Origin of the sequence: Agromyces sp. NPDC056965 (assembly GCF_042673425.1) — a bacterium.
Classification (GTDB): Bacteria; Actinomycetota; Actinomycetes; order Actinomycetales; family Microbacteriaceae; genus Agromyces.
The window spans coordinates 1-11,665 of the sequence record NZ_JBHURI010000109.1; the positions used below are offsets into that span (position 1 = coordinate 1).

General features: G+C 70.8%; 9 protein-coding genes. 4 read left to right on the forward strand and 5 right to left on the reverse strand.

What is annotated here, in order from left to right; genetic code table 11:
- Positions 1-44: 44 nt before the first annotated feature.
- A complete protein-coding gene (locus ACFTQE_RS18705; protein ID WP_376926483.1) occupies positions 45-3,257 on the reverse strand; it encodes an efflux RND transporter permease subunit in 3,213 nt (1,070 codons plus the stop codon).
- Between the two features lie 125 nt (positions 3,258-3,382).
- Here ACFTQE_RS18705 and ACFTQE_RS18710 point away from each other — a divergent pair, with 125 nt between their 5' ends.
- Complete coding sequence (locus ACFTQE_RS18710; RefSeq protein ID WP_376926484.1) at positions 3,383-3,913, forward strand: MarR family transcriptional regulator; 531 nt, start codon at positions 3,383-3,385, stop codon at positions 3,911-3,913.
- A 1-nt stretch (position 3,914) separates the two neighbouring features.
- Here ACFTQE_RS18710 and ACFTQE_RS18715 read toward each other — a convergent pair whose 3' ends face one another.
- From ACFTQE_RS18715 to ACFTQE_RS18725, 3 genes are all read right to left on the reverse strand, one after another.
- Positions 3,915-4,589, reverse strand: coding sequence for a flavin reductase family protein (locus ACFTQE_RS18715; RefSeq protein ID WP_376926485.1), 675 nt, complete (start codon positions 4,587-4,589; stop codon positions 3,915-3,917).
- Between the two features lie 96 nt (positions 4,590-4,685).
- Positions 4,686-5,627: a DMT family transporter gene (locus ACFTQE_RS18720; protein WP_376926486.1), complete on the reverse strand. Its 942-nt coding sequence runs from the start codon at positions 5,625-5,627 to the stop codon at positions 4,686-4,688.
- Between the two features lie 30 nt (positions 5,628-5,657).
- Positions 5,658-7,202: an FAD-dependent monooxygenase gene (locus tag ACFTQE_RS18725; protein ID WP_376926487.1), complete on the reverse strand. Its 1,545-nt coding sequence runs from the start codon at positions 7,200-7,202 to the stop codon at positions 5,658-5,660.
- Positions 7,203-7,259: 57 nt separating this feature from the next.
- On the opposite strand from ACFTQE_RS18725, the gene ACFTQE_RS18730 reads away from it, so the two are divergent.
- Both ACFTQE_RS18730 and ACFTQE_RS18735 read left to right on the forward strand, forming a co-directional pair.
- Complete coding sequence (locus ACFTQE_RS18730; protein ID WP_376926488.1) at positions 7,260-8,267, forward strand: cation diffusion facilitator family transporter; 1,008 nt, start codon at positions 7,260-7,262, stop codon at positions 8,265-8,267.
- A 10-nt stretch (positions 8,268-8,277) separates the two neighbouring features.
- Positions 8,278-9,495, forward strand: a complete 1,218-nt coding sequence (locus ACFTQE_RS18735; RefSeq protein ID WP_376926489.1) for an AI-2E family transporter — start codon at positions 8,278-8,280, stop codon at positions 9,493-9,495.
- Between the two features lie 21 nt (positions 9,496-9,516).
- Here ACFTQE_RS18735 and ACFTQE_RS18740 read toward each other — a convergent pair whose 3' ends face one another.
- Positions 9,517-10,317 (reverse strand): DNA/RNA non-specific endonuclease, encoded by an 801-nt coding sequence (locus tag ACFTQE_RS18740; RefSeq protein ID WP_376926490.1) that lies wholly within the window; start codon positions 10,315-10,317, stop codon positions 9,517-9,519.
- A gap of 111 nt (positions 10,318-10,428) precedes the next feature.
- Between ACFTQE_RS18740 and ACFTQE_RS18745 the strand changes: the two genes are divergently transcribed.
- Complete coding sequence (locus tag ACFTQE_RS18745) at positions 10,429-11,595, forward strand: hypothetical protein (protein WP_376926491.1); 1,167 nt, start codon at positions 10,429-10,431, stop codon at positions 11,593-11,595.
- The last annotated feature ends 70 nt before the right edge of the window (positions 11,596-11,665 follow it).

The following is an 11,665-nucleotide window of genomic DNA, read 5'->3' on the forward strand; positions in this document are numbered from 1 at the left end:
GAGACAGGTGTCGGGGTGCCCGCTCCCTGGTCTCGTTGCGCGGGTCAGGCGTCGGCGGCGGCACCGCCCTCTGCGCCGGAAGGCACTGCGCCCGCGAGCGGCGCTGCGTCCGCGGCATCCGCGTGCGTCGCCTCGTGCTTCGCCGCGCCCTTCGCCGCGCCCTTCGCCGCGCCCTTCGCCGCCCGCTTCGCCTCGCGCCGCTCGCGGCGGCCTTCGACGAGCAGGTACAGCACGGGCACGAGCACGAGCGTCAGCAGCGTCGACGAGACGAGGCCGCCGATCACGACGATCGCGAGGTCCTGCGAGATGAACCCGCTCGAACCGGTGACGCCGAACGCCATCGGCATGAGGGCGAAGATCGTCGCGAGCGCCGTCATGAGGATCGGACGCAGGCGCTGACGGGCTCCGTTGAAGACGGCGTCGGCCACCTTCTGCCCTTGGGCGCGGTACTGGTTCACGAGGTCGATGAGCACGATCGCGTTCGTCACGACGATGCCGATCAGCATGAGCATGCCGATGAGCGCCGAGATGCCGAGCGGGCGGCCGGTCGCGAGCAGCAGGGCGATGGCGCCCGTCGCCGCGAACGGGATCGACACGAGCAGGATCAGCGGCTGGCGCAGCGACCGGAACGTCGCCACGAGCAGCATGAACACGATCGCGATCGCCACGAGCATCGCGAGGCCGAGCTGTTCGAACGACTCGGTCTGGGTCTCGGCGAGGCCGCCGATCTCGGCGGTGACGCCCTGCGGCAGGTCCAGTTCGGCGAGGCTCTCCTGCACCGACGCGGTGACGGCGCCGAGCTCGCCCTCCTCGGGCGTGATCGAGATGGTCGCGACGAGCTCGCCCGACTGACGGGCGATCGACGTCGGCACGGTGACCTCCTCGACCGTCGCGATCGCCGACAGCGGCACGAAGCCCACGGGGCTCGCGGTGCTCGGCAGCACGACCTGCTCGAGCTCGGCGATGCTCTGCGGAGCGGGGGCGCCGTCGACGTAGATGCGGTACTCCTCGCCGTCGAGGCCGATCGAGCCGATCGACTGCGGCGAGAGCGTGCCCGCCACGATGCCGAGCACCTGCACCTCGGTGAGGCCGTTCTCGAGCGCGGTGGTGCGGTCGACGGTCACCTGCACGATGGGCTGCGCTGGGGCGCGGTCGCTCGCGACCTCCGCGGCGTTCGGCGTGCCCTCGAGGGCGTCGAGGACGTCATCGGATGCCGCGGCGAGATCGCTCTCGTTCGCGGCCTGCACGATCACGTCGACCGTGCCGCCGAAGCCGCCCATCGCGGCCGAGTCGGCGATGCCGATCTCACCGGCGTCCTCGATCTCGGCGAGGCTCGCCCGGAGCTCGTCCTGCAGCGCGGCCTGGTCGACGTCCTTCGAGGTGTTCACGATGTAGGTCGCGGTGCCACCCGCACCGCCGAGCATCGACATCATGCCGCCGCCCGAGCCCGCGGTCAGCATGACGTCCTCGACGCCCTCGGTGTCGAGCAGCACGTCCTCGACCTTCTCCGCGCCCGCCGAGACCGTCTCGAGGTCGCTGCCGGCCGGGAACTCCTGCGTCACCATGACCATGTTCTGGCCGGTGGAGCCGAGGAAGTCGACCTTCAGGAACGGCACCATCGCGAAGGTGATGACGAGCAGCAGCACCGAGGAGACGAGGGTGATCACCGGATGCCGCTGCGTGCCGCGCAGCACGGGCGCGTAGCCGCGCTGCAGCCAGCCCGTGCGCTCCTTCTCCTCGGCGGCGAGGCGCGTGGCCTCGATGTCGTCGAGGTTCTTCGGCTGCCGCAGGAACCAGTACGAGAGCACGGGCACGATCGTGAGCGAGACGAGGAGCGAGGAGAGCATCGCGATCGTCACGGTGAGGGCGAACGGGGCGAAGAGCTCGCCGACCATGCCGCCGACGAGCGCGATCGGCATGAACACCGCGACCGTCGTGAGGGTCGACGAGGTGATCGCACCCGCGACCTCGCGCACGGCGCCGAGGATCGCCTGCACCTTCGCCTCGCCGTACGCGAGATGCCGCTTGATGTTCTCGATGACGACGATCGAGTCGTCGACCACGCGACCGATCGCGATCGTGAGCGCACCGAGGGTGAGCATGTTGAGCGAGTAGCCGCCGAGGTTCAGCCCGATGAAGGTCACGAGCACCGAGAGCGGGATGGAGATCGCGGTCACGAGCGTCGAACGCACCGACATGAGGAAGATCAGGATGACGACGATCGCGAAGAGGAGGCCCAGCAGGCCCTCGATCGCGAGGTGCTCGATGGACTCCTCGATGAACGGCGCCTGGCTGAAGACCACGGTCAGCTCGATGCCGTCGAGTTCGTCGGAGAGATCGGCGAGTGCATCGTCGACGGCGTGCGAGACGGCGACCACGTCGGCGCTCTGCGTGGCGACGATCGAGAGCGAGAGGGCCTCGACGCCGTTCGTGCGGGTGATCGAGGTCTGCGGCTCGGTCTCGAGCGCGACGGATGCCACGTCGCCGAGCTGCACGACCGTGCCGGGCTGCGTCGTCGACGCGAGCGGGATCCCGCGGAGCGCGTCGAGCGAGTCGATCGACTCGCCGCCCTGCACGGGCAGGAGCTGGCCGTCCTCGGTGATGCTGCCGAGGGGCATCGTGAGCCCGTTGGCCTCGAGGGCCTCGGAGATCGCCATCGGCGAGATGCCCTGCTCGGCGAGCGCCGTCTGGTCGGGGGTGATGACGACACGCTCGGTCTCGCCGCCCGAGACCGTGGCCGAGCGCACACCGTCGATGGCTTCGAGACGGGGCACCACGACGACGTCGAGGGTCGCGGAGAGCTCGCTGAGCGAGACATCCGTCGCCCCTGCGGTCAGGAACATGATCGGCAGCGACGAGGTGCTGCCCGCGAGCACCTCGGGTTCGGCGTTCTCCGGCAGCGTTCCGTCGAGCCCCGCGAGGGCGTCGTTCAGCGAGGCCGTGAACTCCTTGGCGTCGGTGCCGTACGCGTAGGCGACGGAGACCGTCGACACCCCGCTCGACGAGCTCGCGAGCACGGACTCGACGTCGTCGAGGTTCGACAGCGCGTTCGAGATCGGCAGGCTCACCTGCTCGTCCATCACCTCGGGGCTCGCTCCGGGCACGACCGTGACGACGGTCGACTGCGGCAGCTCGATCGACGGGATCAGCTCCTGCTTGAGCTGGGTCATCGAGAAGAGGCCGAAGCCCGCGATGACGAGCGTCACGAGCGCGACGAGCGCCCGGTTGGCGAGACTGAATCGGGCGAGTCTGTACATGGCCGTCCTGGGGGTCGGGAGCGTGGCGGAACCGTGGGGAATTACTTCGCGTGATACGAAGCTTAGCTTCAGGCTATGTATCGATTCCTGTGCCGTGGCTGGGAAACCGGCGGTACGGTTGTCGAGTGCAGAGCTTCGACCTCGACAGCGCCGACCATGGCGCGCTGATCGACGAACTCCTCCGCATGCAGGCGGTCATGGAGACGACGGTGGTGCCCGAGCTCGTCGAGCCGCTCCTGTCGATCCGGCTGACCATGCAGCAGTTCAAGGTGCTCGGCATCCTCATCACCGAGCCCGACGGCACCACCGTGCAGGCGCTCTCGAAGAAGCTCGAGGTCTCGCTCGCGACCATGTCGGGCATCGTCGACCGGCTGACCGGCCAGGGCATGGCCGCACGGGTCGAGGACCCGAACGATCATCGGGTCCGGCGCGTCTTCGCGACGCCGAAGGGGCTCGAGGTCGTGCAGGAACTGCTCGCCGCCCGCCCGCACTTCAGCCGCCTGCCGCTCGAGCGTCTCGACATCGACGACCTGCGCAGCCTCACTCGCGGGCTCATCGCCCTCGTCCACCTCGTGGAGTCGGAGGCCGCAGCCGCAGCCGCAGCCGAGGCCGACGAGCCAGAGGCCGAGAGCGGACCAGAGTCACCCGAGCACTGAGCTAGCCGCGGTACCACTCCTCGTCGATCGAGGCGAGGCGCGAGGGCGCCACCTCGGCGCCGAACCCGAAGAACCGCTGGAAGCTCATGATGAGGGGTCGCCAGCGGTCGGCGTCGATGCGGTTCGGGTGGCTTCGCGAGCGGACCCGATCGTGCACGTGCACGCGCACGACGTCGATCTCCACGGCGAGCGTGTCGGCCGACTCGGCGTCGGTCGCACCGTGCAGCGGATGCACCGCGGCGACCCTGCCCTCGAGGTGCACCGGGAACTCGCGCACGCGAGGCGGGGCGACGAGCTCGGCCGGGAGCGCGTGCACGCGGGCCTCGGCGAACTTGTCGAAGACGTGCCGGTACCCGGCCTCGGACTTCCGCACGGAGACCGGATCCCGCCCGGTGGTGAGGGCGAGCCGGTCGACCGCGTCGACCTCGGCGGTTGACGGGAGGTTGATGACGACCTCCCGGGTCGCCACGAGGTTGCGCCCCGTCTGCGAGCGCGCGGCGATGCCGACGACCGCCGTGTGACCGAGCCACCAGACCGACGAGTTCGGAGCGAGGTTCGCGTGCCCCAGCTTGTCGACCGTGCTGAGCAGGGCGACGGGCGTGCCGAAGTAGAGGATCGCGGGGTCGATCGGCGCGTGCGCGCTGCGTGCCGTTGCGGTGTCGATGAAGCTGCTCATGTCCTGCTCTCGTCGTCGGAGGACTCGAGTCTCGCGCGACGACGGGGGCCCTTCCGGCGCGAATCGGACATCGCGTCGCGCGGGCGCTCCCGCGCGTCAGGCCATGCCCTCCGCGGTCTGCTCGAGCTGCGACTTCGGCCGTGCGCGCTGCGTGGCGAGTGCGGTGCCCGCCGCACCGCAGACGATGACGATCGCGATCACCTCGGTGAGGGAGAAGGTCTCCGAGAGCACGAGCCAGCCGAACACGGCTGCGATCACCGGGCCGAAGCTCGTGACGATGGCGTAGATGCGCGGCGAGATGCGGCGGAGGATCCAGGTATCGAGGCTGTACGGCAACGCCGACGACAGCACGCCCACGCCGAGCAGGAGGCCCACGACGGCCCAGTCGATCGTCGCGGGGTCGAAGGTCGCCGCCGCGAACGGCACCAGCAGCGCGAGGCTGACGATGCTCGCGACGGTGAGCCCTTCGAGTCCCGGCAGGCCGTGGGCGACCTTGCGGGTGAGCAGGATGTAGCCGGCCCAGGCCGCCGCGGCGGTCAGGGCGAGCGTGACGCCCCAAGGGTCGATGTCCCCGGCATCCGACGCCCCCGGCCCGATCAGCAGCACCACCCCGGCGCCCGCGGCGAGCGCGCAGATCACGTCGAGCACGCGACGTGAGCTCGCGAGTGCGATGGCGAGCGGTCCGAGGAACTCGATCGTCGCGGCGACGCCGAGGCCGAGCAGGTGCACCGACTCGTAGAACGTGACGTTCATGACGGCGAGCACGACGCCGAGCGCGACCGCCGGCCAGAGCCGGCGCCACGTGAGCTCGGCGCGCTTCGGCCGGTAGAACGGGAGCACGGCGACGACCATCACGAGCTGGCGCACGGCGACCACGACGAACGATCCGACGATCGGGATGACGAGGCCCGCGAGCGAGGATCCGAAGTTGATGGAGACCTCGGTGCCGAGCTGCACTGCCGCTCCGGCGAGGTTCCTGCTGCCGGCCGCGCCCTGCGTGGGCGCGGGCGCCGGCGAAGGCGTCGTCTGGTCGGTCACCATACGACGATACGCGTCGATGAGCGGGCCTCAGAATCCGTCGAGGCGGGCCCGTGCCGCATCGAGGTCGGCGCCCGTGCCGGGAGCGAGCACCTCGGCGACCACGAAGCCGTCGCGGCGCACGAGGTAGACCCGATCGGCCCGCAGCCGGGCACGCCGGGGCCTGCCGGTGTCACGGCCGAAGACGTGCGCCTCGACCCCGAGCTCGGCGGCGATGCGCCGCATCGCCCGCTCGGGCACGCCGTAGCCGTGCACCTGCCACTGCATCGAACGCAGGGCGTCGAAGTTCTCGCCCGTCCACCGCAGCCGAACGCCCACGGCCGCGTCCCGGCGGGTGCCCGCGGCATCCGGAACCGGGTAGCGGATGCGGGTCTGCGAGAGGTAGCCGAACACCCGCCGACCGCCGACGAGCAGCGGCGCGAGCCGCACGACGAGTGGGCCGACGAGCGGCACGACCCGGCCGCGCACCAGGCGCGCAGTCGGCGAGGCCGAGGTCACGAGGGCGAACGCGCGATCCGTCGTCGCGACGAGCACCTCGCCGACCGGTCGCCGCTCCGCCTCGTAGCGGTCGAGCCGGGCGTCGGGCATGCCGCCGACCACGACGTCGGCGAGCGCGCAGGCGAGACCGTGCGCCTCCTGCAGCCCCGTGTTCATGCCCTGCGCACCGACCGGCGAGTGGATGTGGGCGGCGTCGCCGACGAGGAAGCAGGGCCCGTCCCTGAAGCGCGCCGCGAGGCGGTGGTGCAGCCGATAGGTCGTGAACCACGCGGATGCCGCGTACCGCACGCCGAACTCCCGGTCGAGCACCCCGCGCACGAGGGCCTCCGGCAGCTCCCCGTGCTCGTCGCGGTCGCGGTCGCGGACGACCCCGAGCAGGCGCGCACGGCCGGGGCCCATCGGGAACGCGAGCAGGAAGTGCTCGGCCGTGATGCGCACGTTGATCGCGTCGCCGACGAGGCCGGTGACGCCCGAGGCATCCGAGACGTAGAAGGTGTGCTCGTTCGTCGCGCCCTCGAAGGCGATGCCGAGCGACTCCCGCACGACCGAGTGGGCGCCGTCGGCCCCGATGCAGTACCGCGCACGCACGGTGACCGGCCCGTCGGGCCCGGCGAGTGTCGCAGTGACGGCCGGCGCGGTTCCGTGCGATGCGAGCTCGAGCCGCTCGAGGCGGTGGCCCCAGTGCACCTCCTGCCCGAGCTCGACGAGCGCGTCGACGAGCAGGCGCTCGGTGCGGCTCTGCTCGAACACCGTGATCTCGCGGAACGGCGTGACCCCGGCGCCGAGCGCGCGCAGGCGGATGCGCCCGAACGGCCGCCCCCGACCCGCCCCCGGCACCACGGTCGTCGCCGTCGAGCGCTCGGCGAGCACGCGGTCGACGAGCCCGAGCTGGTCGTAGAGCTCCATCGAGCGCGCCTGCACGGCGAGCGCGCGCGACTCGCGGGTCGGTCCGTGCTTGCCGTCGACGATCATCACGTCGACGCCGAGCTTCGCGAGGCACACGGCGGCCATGAGTCCGCTCGGACCCGCGCCGACGACGAGCACGTCGGTGTCGATGCGCCCTGCTGCCGCGCCCATGCGTCAACTGTCGCACCGCGGCGACCCGGATGCCAGACTCGAACCGGGGAGGCGCGCATGGGCGACATCGACACCGGCAACGGCGGCGATACCGGCGGCACCGGGAGCGCCGGCGAAGACGCCGCAGGCGAGAGCCTGCTCACGGTCGTCATCGCGCTCGTCGCGAACGCCCTCATCGCGATCGCGAAGACGGCCGCGGCGGCGATCACGGGTTCGGCATCGATGGTCGCGGAGGCCGCGCACTCCTGGGCCGACACCGGCAACGAGATCCTGCTCGTCATCGCCGAGCGACGCTCGCGGAAACCCGCGGATGCCCGGCATCCGCTCGGCTTCGGCAAGGACGCGTACATCTGGTCGATGTTCGCGGCGTTCGGGCTCTTCACCGCCGGTTCGGTCGTCTCGATCCAGCACGGCATCACCGAGCTGATCGACCCCGAGCCCGCGAGCGACTTCGGCGTCGCCTACGTCGTGCTCGCCATCTCGTTCGTGCTCGAGGCGATCTCGTTCGTGCGTGCGTACCGGCAGGCCCACGCGGCGGCGCGCGAACGGAGCCTGCACACGATCGAGCACGTCGCGAAGAGCTCGAACCCGACGCTCCGGGCCGTGTTCGCCGAGGACTCGGCCGCGCTCATCGGCCTCGTACTCGCGTTCCTCGGCGTGCTGCTGCACCAGGTCACCGGCTCCCCCGTGTACGACGCACTCGGGTCGATCCTCGTCGGCGTGCTGCTCGGAGTGGTCGCGGTCGTGCTCATCGGCCGCAACCGGGCGTTCCTCCTCGGCGAGGCGATCGACGACGAGTCGCGCGACGGCGTGCTCGCCGAACTGCTCGCACGCTCCGAGGTCGAGCGCGTCACGTTCCTGCACATCGAGTACACCGGTCCCGACACCGTCTTCGTGATCGCGGCGGTCGACCTCGAGGGCGATCGGGGCGAAGCGGATGTCGCGGCCGAACTGCACGCGCTCGAAGACGCCCTCGAGCAGCACCGGCAGGTGGGTCGCGCACTCCTCACCCTCTCCGACCCCGCGAGCCCGCCGCTCCTCCCGCGCCCCCGCTCGCTATCGTGAGGCAAGACGCGTGCGCGCCGAGCCGATCGGAGTCCTCATGTGGTGGAACAGGAAGCGAACCGCGTCGAAGGCCGCGACGAGCGAGACCGAAGCCGAAGCGCTCGGCGCCGACGTGCCGGGGGGCGAGCATCGCAACGCGTTCATCCTGATCGGCCTCGGCGGAGCTGCCGTCGCCGCGTTCGGCATCGCTGCACTCGCGGGCATCATCGCCCCCGTGTTCTTCGCGCTCGTGCTCACGATCTGCGTGCACCCGCTCCGGGTGTGGCTCGAAGACCACGGCGTGCCCCGCGGCCTCGCGACGGGCTCGGTCATCGCCGCCGTCACGCTGCTGCTCGTGACCTTCGGCTACGCCGTCATGGTCGCGTTCGGGCAGTTCGCGACCCTGCTGCCCGAGTTCGCCGGCGAGATCAAGGCCTGGGGCGCCGACTTCGCGCAGTGGCTCGTCTCGATCGGCATCAACGCCGACGAGGTGCACGCGCTCTTCTCCGACTTCGACCCCGGCACCGTGGTCGGGTTCGTCGGCGGACTCGTCGGCGGGCTCGCCGGCTGGACCTCGACCCTCGTCGTGCTCTTCACGATGCTGCTGCTGATGGCCATGGACGCCGGCTACCTGCCGACACTGCTGCGCCAGCTCCGGCCGCATCGCCCGCTCGTCGCGACCTCGCTCGTCAACTACGCGAGCAACGTGCGCCGGTACATGGTCGTCACCACCGTGCTCGGCGTGGCGCAGGGCCTCGTCAACTGGCTCGCGCTGACCATCATCGGCGTGCCAGGCGCATTCATCTGGGGCCTGCTCGCCTTCCTCTGCAGCTTCATCCCGAACATCGGCTACTTCATCGCGATCATCCCGCCGATCGTCTTCGGTGCGCTCGTCGGCGGCTGGCCGATGGTGATCGCGGTGATCGTCGTCTACGGACTCGTCAACGCCGTGATCCAGTCGGTCATCCAGCCGCGCGTCGTCGGCAATGCGGTCGCGCTGAGCCAGACGATCACGTTCTTCTCGGTGCTCTTCTGGGCGGTCATCATCGGCCCGATCGGCGCGATCCTCGCGATTCCGCTCACCCTGCTCGTGCGCATGGTGCTCGTCGACTCGAACCCCAACTCCTTCTGGATCAGGCCGATGCTCGGCGAGCTCGACGAGACGAAGGCCCTCATGGCCGAGTCGGATGCCGCGGCGAAGGCCGCCCGCAAGGCCAAGCGCTCGGCCATCGCACCGTCGGTCGAGTAGCGCCCGCCCGGTGGCGCCGCCTCACAACCGGATCGCGTCCAGCGACTCGAGGGGGCGCCACCCGGTGACCGCGACGGTCGACGGCATCACGTCGGCCGCCACGAGCTCGGGCATGACGAGGCCGGTGAGGCCCGCGACATCCGACACCGGCACCTGGAAGGTGCGGAACGGGCCGAGCGGCGGCGCCTCGCCCGGAGTCGGTGCGACGACCTCGCTCGTATCGACGAGCGGCGCCTGATCGACGACGAACGCCGTCGTCGCGAGCCGGCCGCCGGTGTTCCACGCGACGACCTTCCAGAATCGAAGGGGCACCCGGATGCCGCGATACGGCGGATCGCCCGCGCCGAGCACGGGCGCCGTGAAGACGCTGAGCCGCAGCCCGTACGCCTCGGCGTGCGCGAGCACGTGGTCTTCGAGGCCGAGCCACAGCTCCTTCGACTGGTTGAAGCCCGACGCCTGCGGCGCGGCGTTCGGATAGCGGAAGGTCTCGGCGTTCGCCCGTGCCGCGATCTCGCGTGCGCCCCACACGGGGTCGCGCCGGCGCACGAGGTGGCCGCGATCGAAGTCGTTGCGGGCGTAGATCTCGGGGCCCGCCTGCCAATCGGCGGGGATGCGCTCGTCGAGCCGCCAGTCGTCGCCGCGAGGCAGGTCGATGAGCGACGGCCCGTCGACGTTGACCCCGGTGACCCGCGCCAGACGCCGCACGGTGTCGAGCACGACCGAGAAGTGGAGGTACTCGAGTTCGACGGCTGCGGAGGCGTCTGCCTCGCCCACTCGCGGCATCGCCGCCGGTACTCCGAGGAACTGCGCGTCGAATCCCATGCCCCGAGTCGACCACGACCTGCCGACAAATCCGCAATGGGGAGCCCTCCACCCCCGTCCGGTCGGGACCCCCTCGTCGGCGCACCTAGGCTGGCCACCGAAGGGGGAACATTGACTGACGATTCCCGGGGCGAAGAGCCCCAACAGACCATTCCCGAGACGGCTGACGCGGCATCCGCGCCGGCGGAGGTTTCGGAGCCCGCTGCTCCCGTGTACGCACCCGTAGCAGCGGCACCCGTCCAGCCTGCGGCCGACGGTGCGGTGCCCCAGGCCAAGAAGGGCCTCGGCACGGGCGCGATCATCGGCATCATCGGCGGCGGGCTCTTCGTGCTCATCGTGCTCGTCGTTGCGATCGTGATCGCGATCAGCGCCGTGCGAGGTGTCGCCGGCGGCGGAACTCCCTTCGCAGGCGGCGGCAGCGCCGAGGAGACCGCCGAGGGCTTCCTCACCGCGATCGCCGACGCCGACGCCGAGACCGCGCTCTCGTTCGTCTACGAGACGGAGTCGTCGAGCCCGCTGCTGACCGACGAGGTGCTCGCCGCGTCGCAGAAGCTCGCGCCCCTCACCGACATCGTGATCGGCGAGCCCGACGTCACGGCCGGCTACGGGCGGGTGCCCGTGACCTACTCGATCGGAGACACGTCGGTCACCACCGAGATCTCGGTCTCGCAGATCTCCGACGAGTGGAAGATCACGGGTGGCACCGGGCAGCTGGCCGTCCACCAGCTCGACGGCCTCGAGCCGACGATCAACGGGGTCCCGGTGAGCGGCGAGTACGTCGATGCGTTCCCGGGTGCGTACGAGTACGGCGTGACCGTCGACGGGTTCGCCCTCGAGGGCGACACGATCGTCGTCGTGACCGCGCCCAGCGAGTACCCCGACACGAGCGGGATGTCCGCAGTGCTCTCGCCAGAGGCCGCCGACGCCTTCCGGCAGGCCGTCTCGACGGCGATCGACGCGTGCATCGCATCGACGACACTCGATGCCGGCTGCGGGCTGGCGATCCCGGCGACGCTGACCGACGGCACGCAGCTCACCGAGGGCACGATCACCCGTTCGATCTCGGCCGAGACCCGGGCGACGATCGCGGCCCTCGTGCCCGAGGTCAGCTACGACGTGCCCACGCTCGTGAGCGGCGGATACCTCGGCTCGGTCGAGGTCACCGCGCAGTGCACGAAGGACGGTTCGACCGGCACGTGCTCGGTGCTGTTCGGCCCGTCGCTCGGCACCCCGTCGATGAACTTCGCAACGGACGGGGCCGTCATCGAGTGGGACTGATCCACTGACACACCGACCCACTGACGCGCCGCGCCTGGCGCTCCACGAGAACGCGCGCATCGACCGACCG

Coding starts and splice junctions, on each gene's coding strand:
- ACFTQE_RS18730 (WP_376926488.1), top strand. CDS start 7,260: ATGGGCGACATCGACACCGGCAACGGCGGCGATACCGGCGGCACCGGG.
- ACFTQE_RS18725 (WP_376926487.1), bottom strand. CDS start 7,202: ATGGGCGCGGCAGCAGGGCGCATCGACACCGACGTGCTCGTCGTCGGC.
- ACFTQE_RS18740 (WP_376926490.1), bottom strand. CDS start 10,317: ATGGGATTCGACGCGCAGTTCCTCGGAGTACCGGCGGCGATGCCGCGA.
- ACFTQE_RS18715 (WP_376926485.1), bottom strand. CDS start 4,589: ATGAGCAGCTTCATCGACACCGCAACGGCACGCAGCGCGCACGCGCCG.
- ACFTQE_RS18705 (WP_376926483.1), bottom strand. CDS start 3,257: ATGTACAGACTCGCCCGATTCAGTCTCGCCAACCGGGCGCTCGTCGCG.